Raw genomic sequence first — 23,166 nt, forward strand, 5'->3', positions numbered from 1 at the left:
GTCCGGGCAGCACGGACAGCACGGACAGCACGGACAGCGAAGGCGGTGACCGGCCATGCCGGACGAGGGCTGCTCGGACCGCGGCGGGGAGAGCCTGGAGAGGATGCTGTCCGGCGGCCACCCGAACTCGCTGGGCCGGACCGAGGAGGTGGCGGCGCTGCTGCTCGGGGACAGGGGGCGGCTCGACGAACTGTTCTGCTGCTACGACAGTCCCGACCCGACGGTGCGCCTCAGGACATCGAGCGTCCTCGTCCGGATCGAGGCCGCTCGTCACGCCTGGCTCGTGCCGTTCGTCGACCGGCTGATCGATGACGTCGGCGCGCTCGAGCAGGCGTCGGCGCGCTGGACGCTCGCGAAGCTCCTGCTGCGTCTCACCCCGGACCTGACGCCCGCTCAGCGCGGGCGGGCGGAGACGCTCCTGAAGGCCACGCTGACCGATGGCACGGACTGGATCGTCCTGATCAATGCCCTGGAGACCCTCGCCGCGTGGTCCTCCGAGAACTCCGCCCTCCAGGCGTGGCTCGGACCGCACCTCGCACGGCTGTCGCAGGACACCCGCAGGTCGGTGGCTGCCAGGGCCCGGAGGCTCGCGGAGCGGGTGCAGCAGGCGGCCGGGACGGCGGCAGCTCCTACCGCGCCGAGGCCATCGCCTCGTTCAGCGCCGTCCTGATCCGCTTCTCCGACACCGAGTACGCCGTCCCGAGGTCCTGGGCGAAGAGGCTGACGCGCAGTTCCTCGATCATCCAGCGCACTCGCCGCAGGCTCTCCGGCCGGTGCCGCCCGGCCGCCAGCGAGGCGACGGCGTCGTCGTACTCGTCCTCCAGGCGCTGCACCGCCGCCATGCCGACGCCGTCGCGCTGCACGTTCGTGGGCAGCTTCTCCAACCGGACCTCGATGGCCCGCAGGTAGCGCGGCAGATGCGCCAGCTGGGCGTATCCCGTCGCCGCGACGAAGCCCGGGTACACGAGGTGCTCCAGCTGGCTGCGGATGTCGTTGAGCGCGGAGATCAGCGCGAGGCTCGTGGTGCCCTTGAGCTGCTTCTGGATGCGGCGCGTACTGGCGAGCACCTTCTCCACCGTGGCGGTGACCGTGAAGACCGTGTCGATCAGTTCGGCGCGGACCTCCTCGTACAGCCGGGAGAACGCCTCCTCGGTCCAGGGCAGCTCCTCGGGGACGAGCTTGTCGATCGCGGCCAGCGAGCAGTCACGGATGAGCTCCGCGACGCTCCCGTGCGGATTCTGGCTGAAGGTGAGCTTCTCGGTGTTGCTGAGGTGCTCCAGCACGTACTTCGCGGGGCTGGGGATGCGCAGGGACAGGAGCCGGATGATCCCGGCGCGCATCACGGTGGCCTGCTGGCCGGCGTCGGGAAACACCTTCAGGCCGACGGCGGTGCCTTCGTCGACGAGGGCCGGGAAGCCCGTGACACGGTGGCCGCCCACCGTGCGGGAGACCTCGCGCTCGATGGCGCCGAACACCCACGCCTTCTCGCCTGTACGCTCGGCGACCGCGGGAGCCTCGGCGACGGCGATCCCGCCGCTGCGCGTCATCGCGGCAGCACCGGCTGCCTGCCGGTTCCCGGAGCCACCTCCTCCGGCGGCGACGGGCTCACGGTGGGCATCGTTCCGCCCCGCTGGGCCGGTGGCGCCCGCCCCGCTGCCGTTCCTGCCGCCGCGTCCCGAACCACCCGCTGAACCACCCGCTGAACCACCCGCTGAACCACTGGACGACCCACGCGATGACCCACCCGGGCGCGTGCTGCCGGGGCTCGCGCCGAGCGACTGGGCGATCGCCCGGCTGACGGCCGGCGCCAGGGACTCCTTCAGCGCCTCGAGATCGCGTGACTCGTCGAGCACGCGCCCGTCCGCATCCACGATTCGGAACATCATGAGCAGATGCTGCGGGACGGCGGACCAGTTCCAGGAGCCGGGCGGGATGATGTGTCCGCGCAGCCGCCGCAGGGCCAGCTCCAAGGAGGCCTCGAGGTCGTCCGTGCTCGGGTCGAAGTCGGTGGCGAGCGTCGCGACGGTGGTGCGCGCGACGTCGGGCGCGGGGACGAAGTTCTTCCGTACCTGCTTGGGTAAGGACTTGATCAGGGCCGTGACCAGTTCCACGCGCTGTCCCGGGATCTGCCAGCGGAACGGCCTGGGGTCGAGCTGGTTCAGGAACAGCACCGGGATGGTGACGGTGACGCCGTCGTGCGCGCCCGGTGTCAACGGCGAGAACTCGTAGGCCAGCGGCAGCTCGAAGCCCGCCTGCCTCCAGGTGCTGGGGAAGGCGTTCTCGTCGAGCTCCGCCGCGTCCTCGCTGAGCAACTGCTCGGGATCGAAGTCGAGCAGGTCGGGGGACTCGTGGCGCGCCTTCTTCCACCAGATGTCGAAGTGCCGTTCGGACACCACCTCGGGGCCGATCCGCTGGTCGTAGAACTCGAACAGGGTCTCGTCGTCGACCCTCAGGTCCCGACGCCTCAGGCGGTTCTCGAGTTCGTCGACCTCGGCGAGACGTGCCTGGTTGCGGCTGAAGAACGTGTGGTGCGTCTTCCAGTCGCCCTCGACCAGCGCGTGCCGGATGAACAGCTCGCGGGCCACCTCGCGATCGATCCGCCCGTAGTTGATGCGGCGCTGCGGCACGATCGGCACGCCGTACAGCGTGACCTTCTCGTAGGCCATGACCGAGCCCATCTTCTTCGACCAGTGCGGCTCGCTGTAGGTGCGCTTCACGAGGTGCGGCGCCACCTGCTCGGCCCACAGGGGGTCGATGCGGGCGACCACCCGGGCCCAGAGCCGTGAGGTCTCGACCAGCTCGGCGGCCATGACCCAGTCGGGTGACTTCTTGAAGAGCGCCGACCCGGGGAAGACGGCGAATCGGGTGCCGCGGGCGCCGGCGTACTCGCGCTTGCGCTGGTCGTAGAGACCGATGTTGCTGAGCAGGCCCGAGAGCAGGCTCACGTGGATCTGCTCGTGCAGGCCCACGGGGTCCACGGGCCCGGCGGGCAGGGTGATGCCGAGCGGCTTCGCGAGCTGGCGCAGTTGCTGGAAGAGGTCCTGCCACTCCCTGACGCGGAGGTAGTTGATGAACTCGGCCTTGCAGAGCTTCCGGAACTGCGTGGAGGACAGCTCGTCCTGCTTCTCCTGCAGGTACCGCCACAGGTTGAGGTAGGCGGTGAAATCCGAGTTCTCGTCGACGAAGCGCTTGTGCTTCTCCGCGGCCTGCTGCTGTTTCGCCGGCTGGTCGGCCGAGGGCCGTTCGCGGGGGTCCTGGATGGTCAGTGCGGCCGCGAGGACCATGACCTCCTTGACGGAGCCGCGTGCGCCGGCCTCGACGATCATGCGGCCGAGGCGCGGATCCACGGGGAGCTGCGCGAGCTTCCGACCCACGCCGGACAGACTGCCGTCGTCCTTGAGCGCCCCCAGTTCACGCAGCAGTGCGACGCCGTCGTTGATCGCCTTGGTCTCCGGCGGTTCGACGAACGGGAACTCCGCGATGTCCTTCGGGCTCCGCGTGACGCCCATGGCCGCCATCTGCAGGATGACCGCGGCGAGGCTGGTGCGCAGGATCTCCGGTTCGGTGAAGGGGCGGCGCGAGGCGTAGTCCTCCTCGGAGTAGAGCCGGATGGCGATGCCGTCGGAGACACGGCCGCTACGGCCCGAGCGCTGGTTCGCCGACGCCTGGGACACACGCTCGATGGGCAGGCGCTGCACCTTCGTGCGGTGGGAGTACCGCGAGATGCGGGCGGTCCCGGTGTCGATCACGTACTTGATCCCGGGCACCGTCAGGGACGTCTCCGCGACGTTGGTGGCGAGGATGATCCTCCGGTGGTTGCCGGTGGGGCGGAAGACGCGGTGCTGTTCCTCGAGGGACAGCCGTGCGAAGAGGGGGAGCACTTCCGTGCCCCGCAGCCGGTGCGTCGACTGGATACGTGCGCGCAGGGCGTCGGCGGCGTCGCGGATCTCGCGCTCGCCGGAGAAGAAGACGAGGATGTCGCCCGGCGCCTCGAGGGCGAGCTCGTCGACGGCATCGCACACGGCATCGAGGGGGTCGCGCTCCTCCTCGAGTTCGGTGTCCGCACCGCCGTCGCCGTCGTCGAGCCCACCGGGTGGCTGGTCGAGCGGCCGGTACCTGATCTCCACCGGGTAGGTGCGCCCGGAGACCTCGATGATCGGTGCGGGGGAGGTGTTCTCGACGGCGGCGTCGGCGGCGAAGTGCGCGGCGAACCGCTCGGGGTCGATCGTGGCCGAGGTGATGATGACCTTGAGGTCGGGACGCTGCGGGAGGATCCGCTTGAGGTACCCGAGGATGAAGTCGATGTTGAGGCTGCGCTCGTGCGCCTCGTCGATGATGATCGTGCTGTACTTCCGCAGCATGCGGTCGTGCTGGATCTCGGCGACCAGGATGCCGTCCGTCATCAGCTTGATCTTCGTGTTTCGGCCCACGGATCCGGTGAAGCGGACCTGGTAGCCGACCTCTTCGCCGAGGGGCACCTGCAGTTCCTCGGCGATGCGCTCGGCGACGGTGCGGGCGGCCAGCCGGCGCGGCTGCGTGTGACCGATCAGCCCGCGTTCGGCGAGGCCGAGTTCGAGGCACATCTTCGGGATCTGCGTCGTCTTCCCGGAGCCGGTCTCGCCGGCGATGATGGTGACCTGGTTGGCGGCGATCGCCGCCATGATGTCTGCCCGGCGTTCCGAGACAGGAAGGTCCGCGGGGTAGGAGAGTGTCAGTGCCATGGTTGCCTGCCAGTCTAGTTGCTCCCGGCAGGGTGGTCCCGGTGCTCAGTCGGAGCCGGGCGCCTGCAAAGGTGTCCCCGCCCCGGACCGTCGGAGGCGATCGGCGAGGACGACGGCACGCTCCCGCATCTCGGGCGGCTCGAGCACCTCGAAGTCGATGTCCCAGGCGGCGACGTACGCCAGCGGGAAGTCGAGGGAGTCGAACCCCGCCCTCAGCACGGTGTGGTTCTCGCCGTCGGCCTCGAGTGTGCCCGTGTTCGGCGGCACCCGGGCCTGCAACTCCTCGAGCGGGGCGTGGAAGCGGATCACGGCGTCGTACCCGTAGGGCGAGCGCGTGATGGACCTCTGCACGTAGGCGGCGAGGTCCGCCGCCGGGAGCGGCCGCGGTAGGAAGCGCTCGCGGGCCACCGGCACGCTCTGGCAGCGGTCCACCCGGAAGGTGCGCCAGTCCTCGCGCGAGCGGTCGTAGGCCACGAGGTACCAGCGCCTGCCGGTGTCCACGAGGCGGTACGGCTCCACGACCCTGCGGGAGGACTCGCCGTCGTGGCGGTCGTAGCGGAAGGCGACGCAGCGCCGCTCCGTGATGGCCGCCGAGAAACCGGTCAGGATCTCGGGGTTGACCGGCGTGCTCGCCGCCGCCATGCGCGTCACGGCGGATCGCAACCCGGAGAAGCGCGGCCGCAGCCTGGGCGGCAGCACCTGCTCGAGCTTCGTGAGGGCGCGGACCGATGCCTCACCCACGCCGGAGACGGGACTCGCGGTGACGGCCGTCAGGCCGATGGCTACGGCGAGCGCCTCGTCGTCGTCCAGCAGGAGCGGGGGGAGCTGGGCGCCCGCGCCCAGCTGGTAGCCGCCGGCGATCCCGGGGGAGGCGTTGATGGGGTAGCCAAGCGTCCGGAGCTTGCCGATGTCACGCCGCACGGTCCGCTCGGTGACCCCCATGCGCTGCGCGAGCCCCGGCCCCGTCCACTCCCGCCGCATCTGCAGGAGCGAGAGGAGATGCAGCAGGCGCGCCGAGGTCTCGATCATGCCGCCAGCGTACGGCCGCATGCGGACAGGACCGGTCCGCAGTGCCCGGTCCTGCGTCAGGTCCGCGGGGTGCGCCCCGCACCCACCAGCCACAGCGCCCACCCCGCGAGCGATGCGACGCCGACGATCACCGCGGCCAGGCTCGACCCGGCGTCGTCGACGAGGAGCGCGAGCAGCGCCACGGGCTGCGCGACGAGCTGGATGCGCAGGAAGCTGCGCGCGAGTTCCACCAGGGCCGCGACGCTGACCCAGCCCCTCATCGGCAGGTGCAGCAGGAGCAGGTACAGCACGAAGACCGCGTGCAGCCCTGCCACGAAGGCGAGCAGCCAAAAGGATCCGGCCGGCATGTTGACCGCGTAGGAGACCACCAGGAGCAGCAGGGCGAGCGTCACCAGACCGAGCGAGGGGAGGAAGGCGGCGGCCATCACGAGGAGGAGGGGGGCTGCGATCCATGCCGACCCGTTCCAGACGATCACCCCGAGCAGGAGGGCGACGAGCGCGGCCAGAAGGCGGAGCACGATCAGCGGGACGAGTCCGCTCCGGTCCGGGCGCACCCGGTGCACGGCATCCTCCACGGGCCGCGCGGCAGGCAGCCGCCCACGGAGCCAGGCGATCCGGTGGCCGGAACGTGAGGTCATGGCGTGCCCTTCCCCGCAGGGCGGACCGTGCCGGTCGAGGCAGGGCGGGCTCTACCCTGACCGGCCCGACGTCGAGCCGTCCGGGTGAGGAGCAGCAGGCCCTCCACGAGGTCCCCGCCCACGCGCGCAGGGTGGTCCGCCGAAGCGCCGGGCCCCGCGTCGTCGGCCCCGGTGATGCCAGGCGACCCAGTACCCGTTCCACTGCCCGCTTCGCCGCCGCCCGCTCCACGACCGCCCGCCGTGAGCACGGCGACGCCGTCGCGACGCAGGGCCTCGAGTCCCAGCGATCTGCGGAGCAGCGTGAGGCGCACCGCTCCGGCCTGCGCCGGCGAGGACTCCGAGCGCACCAGGGCCGGCAGGCAGTCGACGCCCACCACGAGGAAGCCCTGCGCGTGCCACAGGTGGAGCAGCCGCGCGGCCTCATCGTCGAGGAACGCGGAGAACACGAGCACCACGGCACCTGGCGGGGGCACGGGATCGCGGCGCCGGCCGGCCCGTCGGGTCACCGCCGTCCCGGTCAAGCGCGCTCTGATCTGTTCCAGGTGCCGCGTCCCGGAGGCGGTGCGGAGGGCCCTGCGGGTTCCGGAGAGGTCGTCGAGACCCACGCGATCGCCCACCGAGAGATAGGAGGCCGCCACCGCCGTCGCCGCCACGCGGGCGAGGTGCAGCGAACCGGCCGCCCAGGGGCGCGGCGTGCCCGCGAACCAGTCGTCGGTGGCCGACGGGACATCCTGCCCGGAGTCGACGACGAGGAACACGGAGGCTTCCGCGTCGGCGAACTGTCGGCGCACCATCAGGCGGTCCTGATCCGTGGAGCGCCGTGCCGTGGCACGCCAGTCGATGCGCCGCAGCGGATCGCCGGGCTGTCGCGGTGACACCGACCGCAGCTCCCCGCCCTCACCCGGGCGGTGCGAGACGTGGCTCCCGGTGACGCCGGCCAGCCGCTGCGACACCGGGCGGGCGAGCCGTGCGCGGACGGGCGGGAGGATGCCGACCCGCACGGGCGGGGCCTGCACGAAGGGCGTGGGGTCGGAGAAGTCGGCGCCGAGCGCGGCGGTGCCGTAGGCGAGGACGGCCACCTCCCCCGACGGCGGGGCCTCCACGAGCAGCGGGCACTCCTCGTCGTCGCGCAGGAGGAGCCCGTCGGCAGGGCCCCGGAGGCCGGGCGTGGCGAGGGTCGTGGCCACGAGGCGGCGCGCTGTCGGCGTCGTGCCCTCGGCTGGGGCGAGGACCAGACGGACGTCCCCCTCCGCGGTGGTACCGCCCTCGGCACCGATCACCGGGGGCGCACCGAGGTGCCTCCCCGACGGCACCTGGGCGGCGAGGGCGAGGAGGGCCAGCGGGGTGGCGAGGGCCGCCACGTCCGGCCGGCCCGCGGCCAGCCCGACGACGAGGCAGAGCAACGCGAGGATGGCGGCGAGGGCCTGCGCTGCCGGCCACCGCGTGGCGCCGTGCTCAGGCACGGGGAGCAGTGGACGGCACGGGCACCTTGCCGAGGGCGTCGCGCACCACCTGCTCGGTCGCAACCCCCTGCGCCCAGGCCGACGGCGTGAGCATGAGCCGGTGCGCCAGCACGGGCACGGCGCCTTCCACGGCGTCCTCCGGGAGCACGAAGTCCCGGCCGTCGAGCACGGCCAGCGCGCGCCCGAGCAGCACCAGCGCCTGGGACCCGCGCGGTGACGCACCCACCTCGACGGCGGGGTGCTCGCGCGTGGCCGCAGCGAGCCGCACCGCGTAGTCGATGACGTCGGCGTCGACGTCGACCGTCTCCACCGCGGCCTGGAGTGCCAGCACGCCCTCCACGGTCGTCACGCTCTCCACCTGCGTCGCGTCCCGACGGCGGGCGATCCGGCGTCGGATGATGTCCTCCTCGCCGCCGGGGCCCGGGTAGCCGAATCGCAGCCGCACCATGAAGCGGTCCAGCTGAGCTTCCGGCAGGGGATAGGTACCTTCGAACTCGAGCGGGTTGGAGGTCGCGAACACGTGGAAGGGCTGCGGCAGCGGCAGGGTGGTGCCCTCGGCGGTGACCTGCGATTCGGCCATGGCCTCGAGCAGCGCGGACTGCGTCTTCGGGGACGTCCTGTTGATCTCGTCCGCGAGGAACAGGTTGGCGAAGACGGGCCCGGGCTTGAACTCGAACTCACGCGTGGCGGGGTTGAAGATCGAACTCCCGGTGACGTCGCTCGGCAAGAGGTCCGGCGTGAACTGGAGGCGGCTGAACTGCAGGCCGAGTGCCTGGGCGAGCGTCTTGGCGGCCAGGGTCTTCCCCAGTCCGGGCAGGTCCTCGAACAGGACGTGGCCGCCCGCCAGCACGGCCGCCAGTGCGAGGCGCAGCGGGCCCTCCACCCCGACGACGACGGTGCCGGTGCGGTCGAGGACCTCCCGGCCCGCCCGAGCGGTATCGGCGTGGTGCTGTGGGGTGGTCATCGTGACTCCTGGAGATCCGGGGTGGGTGTCTGTCGAGCGGGTCGCCGGTCGGAGCGCTGGATGCCCTCCGGGCGGTCCGTCCAGTGGTTCGTGCGGCGTCACGGCCGCCCCACCCGCTCGCCGCCCGAACCGGCGGCGGAGAGTTCGCGGAGGAATCCCTCCAGCTCCCGGTGTGTGAGCGTGGGCGGCCGGGCCGCCGCGAGGAAGGACACCAGTGGGTCGCTCAGCTCCGCGTCAGGTCTCGCTGCCACGAGGAGCCTGCCCACGGTGTGCAGCTCGAGCAGGGCGCGGGCGCCGGGCTCTCCGGACGTGAGGGAGAACTCGAGCGCCTGGACGTCGGCGAGGCCGCGGGCCGGCGCCGGGACCGCCGCGAGGACAGGGCGCCGCAGGTCCACGGATTCGAGCAGGCCGTTGGCGACGCCGGCGGCGACCGCGGCACCCACGAGGACCACGGCGTGCGGGGCACCGAGACCGAAGAACCAGACGGCGACGAGCGCGAGCAGCACGGCCGCCCCGGTGATCGCCCACGCGGAGCGCTTCACGGCCGCTCCCGGGACGGGTGTCCGCCCGACGTGGCACGCCGGGCATCCAGCGCCGCGGACAGTGCCGTCACGCAGGCGAGGGCCGCGTCACGATCATCGGTGGTCAGGCGTTCACCGGCGCCGGTACGCCCGAATCTCGCCCGCTGGTAGAGGACGGTGAGGGTCGCGAGGGGCTGCTCGGGTACGGCGAGAGCCGCTGACACGGACGCCGCGAAGTCCGACGTCGTCTGCGTGGGCCGCCTCGCCGCGCCCGCTGCGGCGCAGGACCGCTCGAGCTCGAGCCAGCAGCGGATGACGGCGTCCGAGGTGTCGACGTCGTCCTCGAGGGCCGTGCGTGCGGTGACGGTCCAGGCCGGCAGCCGTTCCTCCAGCCGAGCCGCCACACCGTCCGGCTGGAGGTCCGCCCGCTCGACGTCCCGCCGTCGGTCACCCGCGCCCCGGCGCAGGCTCAGGATCACGCGGACCAGGAGGGCGAGGAGGGCCAGGACGATCACCAGGGCGGTCGCCACGAGCGTTCCGCCGTCGATCTCCAGACGGTCCTGCGCTTCCGCGGGTTGTTCGGTCGTCGGAGTCGCCGAGGGGAGTGGAGCAACCGTGCGCTCGGTCACGGGTACGGGTCCGTCGAGCACGGGGTCGGCGGTGAACTCACCGAGCAGGCCTGCCGCGAGGATCGTGGTGATCACCACGAGGATCGTCAGCAGGGCGGGCAGGCCGACCGCACGGCGATCATGCCGGCGCGAGCCGTCCATCCCCACGTGTCCCCCGTCGGTAGGTCGTGGCCACCCGGTGGGGGCCGCATGGCGTGGAGCCTACCAAACACGAAACCGCCGCCGGCCTGATGGCCGACGGCGGTCTACCCGATGGGTGGATCTGTGCCCTCGATAGGATTCGAACCTACGACCTTCTGCTCCGGAGGCAGACGCTCTATCCCCTGAGCTACGAAGGCAGACACGGCTCGGCCGTGCCCTTGCGGGACGTCAAGAGCTTAGCAGGTGGCGCCGGTCAGGAAGAACCCGGGAGAGCCGCGCGACGGGCACGCGACCGGCGGTCGACGGGCACGAGACGCTTCGTCGGGGCGTGGCCGCAGGCCCGCCGACGGCTGGACAGCCCGACGGTCAGTAGCCCAGGAACGCGTCCGTGAGCACCCGCGAGACACCGGCCTTCCGCACCGTCGCGCGGATCCCCGCGATGAAGGAGGGCGAGCCGGAGACGAGCACCTTGCGTCGTTTCAGGTCGGGGACGGCCGCGAGCAGTTCGTCCGCCCCTGCCACGGTGCCGCCGAACGTCCAGGCGACCGGCAGGGCCGCAGCGTCGGCTGCGTCGTCGCCGGTCACGAACAGCACCACGCGGGTCCCGAGTGCCACCAGCTCGTCGCGGAAGGCGATCTCCTCGCCGCTGCGCACCACGTAGACGAGGACGACGTCGCGCTCCTCCGCGCGGTTGGCGAGGTCACGGAGCTGGCTGATGAACGGGGTCACGCCGATGCCGCCCGCGGCCAGCAGCAGGGGAGCGGAGGCGTCCCGCGGCAGCCGGAAGTCGCCGCCCACGAGCGTGCCGGTAATGCGTGCGTTCTCCGGGAGCGCGAGCAGCGCCTTCTTGAACGAGCTCCCCGAGTCCGAGGTGCGCAGGCCGAAGGTGACGGCGTCGGTCCGCTGTGGCGCGGAGGTGATGCTGAAGACGCGGCGCCGGCCGCGGCGGTCCGCACCCCCGTGCGGGAGGTCGAGCTCCATGTACTGGCCCGAGTGGAAGCGCACGGGGCGGGAGGGCTCGAAGACCAGTTCGGTACTCGTGGGTGTGAGCTGCCGGGACCCGGCGAAGTTCAGCTTCACGCCGCGCCGCTGACCCATGAGGAACGCCACGGCGTTGCCGATCACGAGCGCGAACTCGGGACCGAGGAACACCGGGCCGATCGAGATCTGGAGGGCGAACACGACGGCCACGATCACCGCGAACAGCCACTGCTGCCACCGCAGCGGCGGGAGCGTGAGCGGCTCCGTCATCATGAAGCCGATGAGGAACAGCACGGGGTAGGACGTCAGCACCAGCTGCAGGGCGGGGCCCACGGTCATCCCGCTCTGCAGGAGGTTGACGACCAGGATGCCGACGGCCACTGCAATGAAGACGATTCCCATGGACACCTTGCGCGTCCGGTAGAGCAGGAGCGCGGCGCCCACAGCGACCACCGGCAGCATGTAGGCGTTGGCGACCCACCAGCCGGCCACGCCGACGCCGAGCAGCGTGGCGACCACGGCACCGGTGGAGGCGGGGTTGAAGATGTGGCGACCCCGGACGGCCAGGACGTACTTCGACGCACCCGCTGCGAGTCCGGCGACGAGGATACCGCCGAGGCCGGCGGCGGTCCCCTGCGGGAACATGATCAGGAAGAGGATCAGTCCGGTGATGAGCGAGGAGTCGCCGTGGGGCCGGAGCCTGAGGATCAGCGCCATCAGCCGTGTTCCCACGAAGGTGCCGGCCACGGCTGCCACGAGGGCCACGGCGAGCACGGTGGGCGTGTAGGCGAAGAGGCCGGCGAAGGAAAGCACGAACGCCTCCACCGTGAGGGTCAGGAGCAGCACCAGGGTCAACCGGTACATGGTCATGCGGCCCAGCAGGCCGTCGAGTACAGCGGTCATGGGAACAGTGCTCCTGAGAGGGGTGCGGAATAGCGGGCTCGCCCGTCCGAGTAGACGAGGACGTAGTCGAAGGCGAAGTCGGCGGCGAGGTCGCCGGGGTCCGCGAGGAAGAGGGCCGTGCAGAGTCCGTCCGCGGTCATGGCGTCCTCCGCCAGGACCCAGGTGGCCACCACGGTGTCCACACAGTGGCCGGTGCGGGCGTCGAGCACGTGGTGCAGCCCATCTCCCCAGACGCGGCGGTTCGACGCCGACGCGCAGAGAGCGCCGGTGCCCAGGCGCACGGTGCCGATCGCCGACGTCGGGTCGTACGGATGCTCCAGCGCGACCGAGATGCTCCCTGGCCCCACGCGCCGCATGTCGCCGCTGGCGTCGACGATCACGTCGTCGTGCCCGGCGTCGACGAGCTGCTGGAGCATCAGATCCACCAGCTGCCCCTTGCCGGCCGCCCCGACATCCAGGATGGCCGGCTCGCGCAGCGTGACGCCGTCCTCCGTCCAGTCGAGGACGTCCGTCCAGGCGCGCGCCGGAGCAGGAGCCTTCGTGGCGACGAAGGAGTAGTCGGCGTCGTAGCCCTGCGCCGCCAGGCCGTCCCCGACGAGGGGGGAGACCCCACCCCCGGTCGCGTCGTGCAGCGAGCGCAGCAGGCGTCCGAGGTCGGCGCCGTGTCCGGGGAGGGCGAGTGTCCCGCCCGACGCCGCGAGCGCCGTGACCCCCGAATCGGGCCGGAAGCGCGAATAGAGGACGTCGTACTCCTCGGCCAGGCGCAACAGATCCTCCCGCTGCGACCTCGGCAACTCGTCGCGCGTGTCCACGCGCCAGCGGGTGCCGATGGCCTCGAAGCTGAAGGAATCCGCCACGCCCCTACCTCCTACATCTGCGCTTCGCTCTTGATCTTGCCGAGGGCCTCGTTGAAGCCGCCGCTGGTCAGTGAGGAGCCGGCCACCTTGTCGACCGTGATGTCGTCGAGCTTCTGCCCCACGATCGCGTCCGAGATGCCCCCGGCGAACTGGCCCTGGTACTGCTCGGTGGTGGGGTTGTCCGGCATCGGCTCCACGGTGACGGCGGTGACGACGTCGGCGGCGAGCGTCACGGTGACGCCCACCTCCTCCGGGCCGGCGGGGGACTGGTAGGCGCCCGTCTGCGTGTAGTCGCCGTCGGTGTAGGTCTGGTCGGCCGCGGCTGCCTCGGTGGTCGGAGCGGCAGCGTCGCTCGATGCGGCGGCGCCGGGTGCGGCGGAGGTCTCGGGCGCAGCCGCGCTGGTCTCCGCCGCAGGGGCGTCGGCGGACGTCTCGGTGGCGGGCGCTTCCGCTTCGGCGCCGGCGCACCCGGCCGCTCCGAGGATCGAGACGGCCGCGAGTGCCGTCAGCACCCGCTTGTGAAGGGGGAAGGAGCTGGTGGTCGCGGAATCGGTGGTCCGGCGCGTGGCCGTCCGTGTAGTCGTCCGTGTGGTCGTCATCGGTTCTCCTGGTGCGTCGCGGGAAATGATCGGGCGAGGAACACGCTCCGACGGGCTGGCGGGTCCAACGTATCGTGGGTGATCGCCGTTCCACCCTCGATTCGTTCCCCGAGGGGCTCCGGACGGTCGCGCAGCCCCTCGGGTGTGACCTGGCCCTCCCCTCGAGGGAACGCGACCAGGAGGCGAGTGCCCGGCGGTCGCCCGAATCGGGGCCTGAGGGGCCCCGCGGCTATGCTTGACGGGTGACTCCCGAAGAACTCTCCGCCGCTATTTCCGCATGCCTGCAGGACGCCCTCGACGCCGGTGACATCAGCATCGAGCTCCCCTCCGAGGTGCGCGTGGAGCGGCCGAAGAACAGGGAGCACGGGGACTGGGCCACCAACATCGCCCTGCAGCTCGGCAAGAAGGCCGGCATGAACCCCCGCGACTTCGCGCAGATCCTGAGCGACCGCCTGGCGGGCATCGACGGCGTCAAGAGCGTGGACATCGCCGGTCCCGGCTTCCTCAACATCACGCTCGACGCCGGTGCCGCCGGCGAGCTGGCCCGCACCATCGTCGAGGCCGGCCCCGCCTACGGCGGCAGCGAGGCGCTCGCCGGACAGAAGATCAACCTGGAGTTCGTCTCGGCGAACCCGACCGGCCCCATCCACATCGGCGGTACCCGCTGGGCCGCCGTCGGTGACGCCCTCGCGCGCATCCTGCAGTCGCAGGGTGCGTCGGTGGTCCGGGAGTACTACTTCAACGACCACGGCGCGCAGATCGATCGCTTCGCGCGCTCGCTGTACGCGAGCGCCGCAGGCCGTCCCGCTCCCGAGGACGGCTACGGCGGACAGTACATCGAGGACATCGCGCAGCGCGTCGTCAGCGCGGAGCCCGACGTCCTGGCGCTCACGGAGGCCGACGCCGTCGAGCGGTTCCGAGCCGTCGGCGTCGATTTCATGTTCACCGACATCAAGAAGTCGCTGCACGACTTCGGCGTGGACTTCGACGTCTACTTCCACGAGCACTCGCTCTTCGAGGACGACTTCGTGGGCGGGCTCCTGGAGCAGCTGAAGACCTCCGGCAACCTGTTCTTCGAGGACGGCGCATGGTGGCTGAGGTCCACCGACTTCGGGGACGACCGCGACCGCGTGGTCATCAAGTCCGACGGCACGCCCGCCTACATCGCCGGGGACATCGGGTACTTCGTCAACAAGCGTCGCCGTGGCTTCGACCTGAACATCATCATGCTGGGCGCCGACCACCACGGGTACGTGGCGCGACTGAAGGCCGCCGCCGCGGCGCTCGGTGACGATCCCGCCACCGTTGAGGTGCTGATCGGACAGATGGTGAACCTCATGAAGGACGGCGCGCCCGTCCGCATGTCCAAGCGCGCCGGCACCGTGGTGACCCTCGAGGACCTGGTGGACGCCGTGGGTGTGGACGCCGCCCGTTACACGCTCGGCCGGTTCTCGGCGGATTCGAACATCGACATCGATCTCGATCTGCTGACGCGCCGCACCAACGAGAACCCGGTGTTCTACGTGCAGTACGCCCACGCCCGCACGCACGCCGTCGCCCGCAACGCGGTCGCGGCGGGAGTCGACACCGGCCTCTTCGACGCCGCGTCGCTCGGTCACCCCACGGAGGGCGAGCTGCTGGCCGCCCTCGGCCAATTCCCCGGCGTCGTGGCGCAGGCCGCCTCGTTCCGCGAGCCACACCGGGTGGCGCGCCACCTCGAGGTGGTCGCGGGTACCTACCACCGCTGGTACGACGCCTGCCGGGTGTCCCCGATCGGCGATGCCCCGGTCGAGGACGTCCACCGTTCACGCCTGTGGTTGAACAACGCCACGCAGCAGGTCCTCGCCAACGGCCTCCGGCTGCTCGGTGTCTCGGCCCCGGAGAGGATGTGACCGTGCACGAGACAGCGACGCGGCGGGGGAGCTCGCCCCTGGCGCCCTCCTGGTTGACGGTGCCCGAGCACCCGGCAGAGCTCGAGCGGAAGCTGTGGGCGGAGGACGTCGAGCGGAGGAGCGACGGCGTCCTGACGATCGACGGCGTCTCCGTGGAGGACCTGGCCGCCCAGTACGGCACGCCGCTCTTCGTCATGTCCGAGCGGGACTTCCGCTCCCGCGCCGCCACCTTCCGCGACGCGTTCAACGATGCCTTCCGTGAGCTGTGCGGGGGAGTCGACGTCTTCTACGCAGGTAAATCCTTCATCTGCACCGAGGTGGCCCACTGGGTGCGGGAAGAGGGCCTCGGCCTCGACACCTGCTCCGGCGGCGAACTCGCCGTCGGCCTGCGCGCAGGCATGCCCGGGAACCGCCTGGGACTCCACGGGAACAACAAGTCCGCAGCGGAGATCACGCGGGCCATCGACGCGGACCTCGGCCGCATCGTCGTCGACAGCCTGCAGGAGGTGGCGCTGGTCGGCGACCTCGCCGTCGAGCGCGGACGCCGCGCCAACGTCATGATCCGACTGACCCCGGGTGTCCACGCGCACACGCACGAGTTCATCGCCACGGCTCACGAGGACCAGAAGTTCGGACTCTCGCTCAGCACGGAGCAGGGTCCCGGACACGACCTCTCAGGCGGGAATGACGACGGCGGCTCCTCGCCCGCCGCCCGCGCGGTCGCGGACGCCCTGGCCCACCCGGGCATCAACCTCCTCGGCGTGCACTGCCACATCGGGTCCCAGATCTTCGAGTCCGAGGGCTTCGAGCTCGCCGCGAAGCGGCTCCTCGGGTTCCTCGCGGAGGTCCGCGACCGGCACGGCGTCGAGCTCCCGGAGCTGGACCTCGGGGGAGGCTACGGGATCGCCTACACCGAGGCGGACGAGCCGCGCCCCGCGGCGGAGATCGCCCGGGCGATGGCGGCGGTCGTCGGGGACACCTGCCGCGACCTCGACCTGCGGGTGCCGCGCATCTCGATCGAGCCCGGCCGCGCGATCGTCGGTCCCACCACGTTCACGCTCTACACGACCGGCACCACCAAGACCGTGCGCGTGGACGCCTCGGCCAACGGCTCCGAGACCGTGCACGACACCTCCGTGACGCATCCGCGACGCTATGTGTCGGTGGACGGCGGGATGAGCGACAACGCCCGTCCGGTGCTCTACGGCGCGGATTACTCCGCCGTCCTGGCCTCGCGGACGCCCGACGCCCAGCCCGTCCTCTCGCGCGTGGTTGGGAAACATTGCGAGAGCGGTGACATCGTGGTGCGTGACGTCTACCTCCCGGAGGACACCGGCGCCGGCGATCTCCTCGCCGTCCCGGGGACCGGAGCGTACTGCTGGGTGCTCTCGAGCAACTACAACTACCTGACGCGCCCGCCCGTGGTGGCGGTCGCCGACGGCCGTGCGCGGCTCATCGTCCGCGGTGAGACCGAGGAGGACCTGTTCCGCAGGGACGTCCAGCGCGAGCCCGCCCCGGGCGCGCCGGAAGCGACCGCCTCGGAACAAGCCCCGGAACAAGGAGCCTCACGGACAGCATGAATGTGCCAGCAACGCCCTCGTCCCAGCCGCTGCGTGTGGCCCTGCTCGGCTGCGGGAACGTCGGTTCCCAGGTGGCCCGGATCCTCCTCGAGGACGCCGAGAACCTCGGCCGCCGCGCCGGGGCGCCGCTCGACCTCGTGGGCGTGGCCGTTCGCACCCTCGACGCCGAGCGCGAGGTGGACCTCCCTGCAGGGCTCCTGACCACCGACGCCGAGGCGCTCGTCGAGCGGGCGGACATCGTGATCGAGCTGATGGGCGGCATCGAACCGGCGAAATCGCTGATCCTCCGTGCCATCGAGCACGGGGCCACGGTCGTCAGCGGTAACAAGGCTCTGCTGGCGCAGGACGGGCCCGAACTCTACGAGCAGGCGGACAAGGCGGGCGTGCAGCTCTCCTACGAGGCCGCGGTCGCCGGAGCCATCCCGATCCTCCGGCCCATCCGGGACAGCCTCTCCGGGGACCGCATCACGCGCGTGCTGGGGATCGTCAACGGCACCACGAACTACATCCTGGACCAGATGGACTCCACGGGCGCCTCCTTCGCCGACGCCCTGAAGGCCGCACAGGACCTCGGCTACGCGGAGGCGGATCCCACGGCCGACGTCGAGGGCCATGACGCCGCCGCGAAGGCCGCGATCCTCGCCTCCCTGTCCTTCCACACGCGCTTCGCCCTCGAGAACGTGCACTGCGAGGGCATCACCTCGGTCACGGCGGACGACATCAGGGCCGCCGCCGAGGACGGCTACGTCATCAAGCTGCTGGCCATCGCCGAGATCCTGACGGGCGAGGACGGCGCCGCGGGCGTCGGAGTCCGCGTGCACCCGACCCTGCTGCCCCGTACCCACCCCCTCGCGGCCGTCCGCGGCGCGTTCAACGCCGTCTTCATCGAGGCGGAGAACGCGGGCGAGCTGATGTTCTACGGTCAGGGCGCGGGCGGCACGCCCACCGCGTCGGCCGTCCTGGGCGACGTCGTCAGTGCGGCGCGCCGCATGGTGCTCGGCGGCCCCGGCCGTACCGAGACCACCACCGGCCACGTACCCCCGCTCAGCATCGACACCGTGCGCACCAGCTACTGCATCGGGCTGCAGGTCGCTGATCAGCCCGGCGTGCTCGCGCGGATCGCGCAGATCTTCGCAGAGAATGACGTCTCCATCGAGACCATGCGCCAGCGCATCCACCAGGGCGGGCCCGACGGCGGCACCACCGCCGAGCTGCGCATCGTCACCCACCGCGCACCCGAGGCGTCCCTGGCCGCGACGGTGAAGCAGGTCGCCGCGCTCGACGTCATCACCGCCGTCTCATCCGTCCTCCGAGTAGAGGGAATCTAAGTGGCACACCAGTGGCGCGGAGTCATCCGCGAGTACGCCGAACGCCTGCCCGTCAGCGACTCCACCGAGGTCATCACCCTCGGTGAGGGCGGTACGCCGCTGGTCCTCGCGCAGCACCTGTCCGAACTCACGGGGTGCACCGTGTACCTGAAGGTCGAGGGCATGAACCCCACGGGGTCCTTCAAGGACCGCGGCATGACCATGGCGATGACCGCCGCAGTGGCCGCCGGGGCCAAGGCCGTGGTGTGTGCCTCCACCGGCAACACCTCGGCGTCCGCGGCGGCGTACGCCACGCAGGCCGGGATCACGTGCGCCGTCCTCGTCCCCGACGGCAAGATCTCCATGGGCAAGCTCAGCCAGGCGATCGCCCACGGGGCGCAGCTGCTCCAGGTGAACGGCAACTTCGACAACTGCCTGGATGTCGCTCGGAAGCTCGCGGAGTCCTACCCCGTGTTCCTCGTGAACTCGGTCAACCCCGCGCGCCTCGAGGGCCAGAAGACGGCCGCGTTCGAGGTCGTGGACACGCTCGGCGACGCTCCCGACTACCACCTCATGCCGGTGGGGAACGCGGGCAACATCAGCGCGTACTGGAAGGGCTACACGGAGTACGCGGCGCCCTACGCCTCGATGCACCACGGCGAACTGCCGGCCGTCGCCACGCGGACCCCGATCATGTGGGGGTTCCAGGCCGAGGGCGCCTCGCCCCTGGTCAAGGGCCACCCGATCACCGAGCCGGACACCATCGCGACCGCCATCCGCATCGGCAATCCGGCGTCCTGGGACTTCGCCGTGGCTGCACGCGACGAGTCCGGCGGGCTCATCGAGGCGGTGACGGACGAGGAGATCCTCGACGCCCACCGCTGGCTGTCCTCCCGCGAGGGCGTGTTCGTGGAGCCCGCCTCCGCCGCCGGTGTGGCCGGACTCATCAAGAAGCATGCCGAGGGCGCCGTGCCCACGGGCAAGACCATCGTCATCACCGTGACGGGCCACGGCCTGAAGGACCCCCAGTGGGCCCTCCGCACCGCCGACGGTTCCGACGTCGAGCCCACGAAGGTGGAGTTCGACGTCGTCAGCGTCGCCGCGGCCCTCGGTCTCGAGGACTGAGATGGCAGGCCTCCACGTGACGCCCGTTCCGGCCGACGTGCTGGACCTGCCGGTCGTCGCGACGGGCCAGGAGGTCGAGGTCACCGTCCCCGCCACGAGCGCGAACCTCGGGCCGGGCTTCGACACCCTCGGACTCGCGCTCTCGCTCCACGACGTGGTGCGGGTCAGGACCACGGACGCGGGCACGACGACGGTGCGCGCCACCGGTGAGGGCGTGGGGAACCTCCCCACCGACGAGCGCCACCTCGTGGCGCGAGCCCTGATCAGCACGCTCCACCATGCCGGACGGCGTGCTCCGGGCCTCGAGCTCGAGACGGTCAACGTCATTCCCCACGCACGCGGCCTCGGCTCCTCCGCCGCCGCGATCGTGGCCGGGGTCCTCGCCGCCAACGCGCTGCTGCCCGCCGGCGAGCGCCTGGACGCCGAGGCCCTGCTGCAGTGGGCCGCGGCGATCGAGGGGCACCCCGACAACGTGGCACCCTCGCTCGCGGGTTCGCTCGCCATCTCCTGGGAGAGCGGGCGTGCCTATCGCAGCGCACGCGCGGAGGTGCATCCCGACGTCGTGCCCGTGCTGGCGGTGCCCGTCGCCTCGCTCGCGACGGACAGTGCCCGTGCCCTCCTGCCGCCGTCGGTCCCGCACCGCAGCGCGGCGGCGAACGCGGGCCGCGCGGCGCTCCTGGTCCACGCGCTGACCACCGATCCGTCCCTGCTGCTGCCCGCCACGCAGGACGCCCTGCACCAGGACTACCGCGCGCAGGCGATGCTCCCGAGTGCCACCCTGCTGCGCGCCCTCCGGGCCGCCGGTCTCGCGAGCACCATCTCCGGAGCGGGGCCGAGCGTCCTGACCCTGGCGGTCGGGCAGCACCGTGCCGAGGAGGCCGAGGAGCTCATCAGGACCTTCGTGGCGCAGGGCGACACGCCGGGCGGATGGCGGATTCTCCGGCTGTCAGTCGAGCGGGAAGGTGCTAAAGTGAGAGTGCATCAAGGGTAGGAACCGCTCAGGCGGATCTGCCGTGTCTCGCGGAGTTGGCGTCCATCGAAGGTTCCAGCCCCCGTCGCAGGCATCGGGTGCTTCTGTTGAGCCGGCCGTCCTGATCTACGGACCGCCGCACAAGCTGCAGGTTCATCAGCAGTAGTACATCCTCCGGTGTAGCCTCCGAACTTTTCTGCGTGCGCCTCGCGGCCTGACGCAGCGACATCCTCAGGCTCCAGTTCGCCCAGCCACTGCCACCCAGCACCCGGCACGGCTGGACCCCGCCTGCTTCCAATGCAGCACGGGGCAAACCACCGCGGACCACTCATCGAGTGGCCGCCCGACGAGGGGGAAGGATCCTTCGTGACTGAAACCACCGACCTGTTACCAGGTGTGGCAACCCAGGACGCCGACGCTAACGGCGCATCTTCAGCAGCTACTTCCAAGAGCAGCGGTCTCGCAGGCCTGAAGCTCGCGCAGCTCCAGGCGCTGGCGGGCCAGCTCGGCATCACCGGTGGATCCCGGATGCGCAAGGGCGATCTTGTCTCGGCCATCTCCGACCACCAGCGCGGCTCGGCCGTCGCGGACCGTCAGCGGCCCGTCGTCCGCAGCGAGCGCACCACCGACACCGCCGATGTTCCGGCACAGTCGGCATCGCCGGCCGCGAGCGAGCAGCCCGCCGCCCCGACGCAGGACGAGCAGTCCGCCCCGGCAGAGCGCCAGCCCCGGACCCGCAACCGCAACCGGCGTGCGGGCAGCGACGGAGTGGTCGCCGCTCCCGTGGCCGACGACGTCGTCGTCGCGGACACGCGCACCGACACCCAGACCGGCCGGGACGCCGCGGGCGACAGCTCGCGCACCTCGACCGTCGATCCGTCCGACGCAACGGACGAGCAGCAGGAGCGCGGCGAACGCCAGGAAGGCCGCGGGCAGCGCAACCGCCGCAGCCGCCGGGGCGAGGACCGCTCCGACGCACAGAACCAGGGCGACCAGCAGGGCGAGCTCCGCACGTCCGGTCAGCAGGACGCGCAGAACGACGGCCAGCAGACCGGTCAGGGCGAGACCCGCGGCGAGCGCAACGAGCGTCGCAACAGGTCGCGCAACGGCCGCGACGAGAGTGTCGGCAACGGCTCGAACAACGGCTCGAACAACGGCTCGAACAACGGCTCGAACACCGGCTCGAACAACGGATCAGCCAACGGCTCCGGCAACGGCTCGGCCAACGACTTCCAGAACGACGGCGGACGCAACGGCACCGAGCGCAGCGACAACCGCGGCAACGGAGCGAACGACGACGAGGGTCGCGGACGCAACCGCCGCAACCGCGCGGGCCGCAACGGTACCGCCGGCCCCGAGGACCGCAACAGCCGCTTCCGCGACCGCAACGAGCGCAACGACCGTCGTCGTGGGCGCAACCAGCCGGACGTCGACGACGTCGAGGTCACCGAGGACGACGTCCTGCTGCCCGTCGCGGGCATCCTGGACGTGCTGGAGAACTACGCCTTCGTGCGCACCAGCGGCTACCTGCCGGGCCCGAACGACGTGTACGTGTCCCTGGCGCAGGTCAAGAAGCACAACCTCCGCAAGGGCGACGCCGTGGTCGGCGCCATCCGGGCACCCCGCGAGGGGGAGACCGCCGCGAGCGCACGCCAGAAGTTCAACGCGCTGGTCCGCATCACCACGGTCAACGGCAAGCCCGCCGAGGATCTCAAGGACCGCGTCGAGTTCGCGAAGCTCGTGCCGCTGTACCCCTCGGACCGCCTGCGCCTCGAGACGGACGCGAAGAAGATCGGACCGCGTGTCATCGACCTCGTGGCACCGATCGGCAAGGGCCAGCGTGGCCTGATCGTCTCGCCGCCCAAGGCCGGCAAGACGCTCATTCTGCAGGCGATCGCGAACGCCATCACGATCAACAACCCTGAGGTCCACCTCATGATGGTCCTCGTGGACGAGCGTCCCGAGGAAGTCACCGACATGCAGCGGACCGTGAAGGGCGAGGTCATCGCCTCGACCTTCGACCGCCCCGCCGATGACCACACCACGGTCGCGGAACTGTCGATCGAGCGCGCCAAGCGCCTCGTGGAGATGGGCATGGACGTCGTCGTGCTCCTCGACTCCATGACGCGACTGGGCCGTGCCTACAACCTGGCCGCCCCGGCGTCGGGCCGCATCCTCTCCGGCGGTGTCGACTCGGCTGCGCTCTACCCGCCGAAGCGCTTCTTCGGTGCGGCACGCAACATCGAGAACGGTGGCTCGCTCACCATCCTCGCGACCGCACTCGTGGAGACCGGTTCGAAGATGGACGAGGTCATCTTCGAGGAGTTCAAGGGCACCGGCAACATGGAGCTCCGCCTCTCGCGCCATCTGGCCGACAAGCGGATCTTCCCCGCCGTGGACGTCAACGCCTCCGGTACGCGCCGCGAGGAGAACCTCCTCTCGCCGGACGAGGTCAAGATCATGTGGAAGCTGCGCCGCGTGCTGTCGGGTCTCGAGACCCAGCAGGCACTCGAGCTGCTCACCAACAAGATCCGGGAGACGCAGTCCAACGTCGAGTTCCTGATGCAGGTCCAGAAGACCACGCTGGGTTCCAAGGACTCCGACTAGCACCCTGACCAGCCGTTCGAGACAAGCCGGCCCCGCCCCTTCGCGCGGAGGCATCGTCCTGTCGGACGCGCACTCCGCGCTCCGACAGGCCCGATGCCACTCCCTGGCCGGCTTGTCCCGAACGGCTTCGGTGGTTAAGCGGCACTTCCCCTCTCGAGGGAGCAGCTTCGACCGGTGACCACGCCGGTCGTGGCCTTGTTGGGCTCCCGATCTTCGTAGACTGGCCGGACAGGCCGAAA

Annotated in this window: 17 protein-coding genes and 1 tRNA gene; 7 read left to right on the plus strand and 11 right to left on the minus strand. The window is 71.2% G+C overall.

The window, feature by feature from the left end:
• Positions 1-55: 55 nt before the first annotated feature.
• A complete protein-coding gene (locus AC4D12_RS05045; RefSeq protein ID WP_490948832.1) occupies positions 56-670 on the plus strand; it encodes a hypothetical protein in 615 nt (204 codons plus the stop codon).
• Here AC4D12_RS05045 and hrpA read toward each other — a convergent pair.
• The 11 genes from hrpA to AC4D12_RS05100 all read right to left on the minus strand — a co-directional run bounded on the left by hrpA (position 630) and on the right by AC4D12_RS05100 (position 13,446).
• Entirely contained in the window at positions 630-4,721 is a 4,092-nt protein-coding gene (hrpA, locus tag AC4D12_RS05050) for an ATP-dependent RNA helicase HrpA (protein ID WP_490948833.1), read from the minus strand. The two genes, AC4D12_RS05045 and hrpA, sit on opposite strands and share 41 nt — an antisense overlap.
• 45 nt (positions 4,722-4,766) lie before the next feature.
• Entirely contained in the window at positions 4,767-5,750 is a 984-nt protein-coding gene (locus AC4D12_RS05055; protein WP_490948834.1) for a helix-turn-helix transcriptional regulator, read from the minus strand.
• A 56-nt stretch (positions 5,751-5,806) separates the two neighbouring features.
• Positions 5,807-6,388: a hypothetical protein gene (locus AC4D12_RS05060; protein ID WP_490948835.1), complete on the minus strand. Its 582-nt coding sequence runs from the start codon at positions 6,386-6,388 to the stop codon at positions 5,807-5,809.
• Positions 6,385-7,851 carry a DUF58 domain-containing protein gene (locus AC4D12_RS05065; RefSeq protein ID WP_490948836.1) on the minus strand — a complete coding sequence of 489 codons (1,467 nt, stop codon included), beginning with the start codon at positions 7,849-7,851 and terminating at the stop codon, positions 6,385-6,387. Before AC4D12_RS05065 ends, AC4D12_RS05060 begins: the two co-directional genes overlap by 4 nt.
• Positions 7,844-8,815 carry an AAA family ATPase gene (locus tag AC4D12_RS05070; protein ID WP_490948837.1) on the minus strand — a complete coding sequence of 324 codons (972 nt, stop codon included), beginning with the start codon at positions 8,813-8,815 and terminating at the stop codon, positions 7,844-7,846. The genes AC4D12_RS05065 and AC4D12_RS05070 overlap by 8 nt, the downstream gene beginning before the upstream one ends.
• A 98-nt stretch (positions 8,816-8,913) precedes the next feature.
• Positions 8,914-9,357 carry a hypothetical protein gene (locus AC4D12_RS05075; protein ID WP_490948838.1) on the minus strand — a complete coding sequence of 148 codons (444 nt, stop codon included), beginning with the start codon at positions 9,355-9,357 and terminating at the stop codon, positions 8,914-8,916.
• Positions 9,354-10,106 (minus strand): DUF4129 domain-containing protein, encoded by a 753-nt coding sequence (locus tag AC4D12_RS05080; protein ID WP_490948839.1) that lies wholly within the window; start codon positions 10,104-10,106, stop codon positions 9,354-9,356. The genes AC4D12_RS05075 and AC4D12_RS05080 overlap by 4 nt, the downstream gene beginning before the upstream one ends.
• 124 nt (positions 10,107-10,230) lie before the next feature.
• Positions 10,231-10,303: transfer RNA gene (locus AC4D12_RS05085), tRNA-Arg, on the minus strand.
• A 169-nt stretch (positions 10,304-10,472) separates the two neighbouring features.
• Positions 10,473-11,990 carry an FAD-dependent oxidoreductase gene (locus AC4D12_RS05090; RefSeq protein ID WP_490948840.1) on the minus strand — a complete coding sequence of 506 codons (1,518 nt, stop codon included), beginning with the start codon at positions 11,988-11,990 and terminating at the stop codon, positions 10,473-10,475.
• Positions 11,987-12,847, minus strand: a complete 861-nt coding sequence (locus tag AC4D12_RS05095; protein ID WP_490948841.1) for an FAD:protein FMN transferase — start codon at positions 12,845-12,847, stop codon at positions 11,987-11,989. Before AC4D12_RS05095 ends, AC4D12_RS05090 begins: the two co-directional genes overlap by 4 nt.
• Positions 12,848-12,858: 11 nt before the next feature.
• On the minus strand, positions 12,859-13,446 hold the full coding sequence (locus AC4D12_RS05100; protein ID WP_490948842.1) for an FMN-binding protein: 588 nt from the start codon (positions 13,444-13,446) through the stop codon (positions 12,859-12,861).
• Positions 13,447-13,688: 242 nt separating this feature from the next.
• Here AC4D12_RS05100 and argS point away from each other — a divergent pair, with 242 nt between their 5' ends.
• The 6 genes from argS to rho all read left to right on the plus strand — a co-directional run bounded on the left by argS (position 13,689) and on the right by rho (position 22,927).
• Positions 13,689-15,338, plus strand: a complete 1,650-nt coding sequence (argS, locus tag AC4D12_RS05105; RefSeq protein WP_490948843.1) for an arginine--tRNA ligase — start codon at positions 13,689-13,691, stop codon at positions 15,336-15,338.
• A 2-nt stretch (positions 15,339-15,340) separates the two neighbouring features.
• Positions 15,341-16,918 (plus strand): diaminopimelate decarboxylase, encoded by a 1,578-nt coding sequence (gene lysA / locus AC4D12_RS05110; protein WP_490948844.1) that lies wholly within the window; start codon positions 15,341-15,343, stop codon positions 16,916-16,918.
• The gene (locus AC4D12_RS05115) at positions 16,915-18,246 is read left to right on the plus strand and encodes a homoserine dehydrogenase (protein WP_490948845.1); all 1,332 of its coding nucleotides are present in this window, start codon (positions 16,915-16,917) and stop codon (positions 18,244-18,246) included. The genes lysA and AC4D12_RS05115 overlap by 4 nt, the downstream gene beginning before the upstream one ends.
• Positions 18,247-19,350 (plus strand): threonine synthase, encoded by a 1,104-nt coding sequence (gene thrC / locus AC4D12_RS05120; protein ID WP_490948846.1) that lies wholly within the window; start codon positions 18,247-18,249, stop codon positions 19,348-19,350.
• A 1-nt stretch (position 19,351) separates the two neighbouring features.
• Positions 19,352-20,341 carry a homoserine kinase gene (thrB, locus tag AC4D12_RS05125; RefSeq protein ID WP_490948847.1) on the plus strand — a complete coding sequence of 330 codons (990 nt, stop codon included), beginning with the start codon at positions 19,352-19,354 and terminating at the stop codon, positions 20,339-20,341.
• A gap of 345 nt (positions 20,342-20,686) precedes the next feature.
• Complete coding sequence (gene rho / locus AC4D12_RS05130; RefSeq protein ID WP_490948848.1) at positions 20,687-22,927, plus strand: transcription termination factor Rho; 2,241 nt, start codon at positions 20,687-20,689, stop codon at positions 22,925-22,927.
• Positions 22,928-23,166: the final 239 nt, after the last annotated feature.

The organism is Arthrobacter sp. TJ-266 (assembly GCF_058269115.1).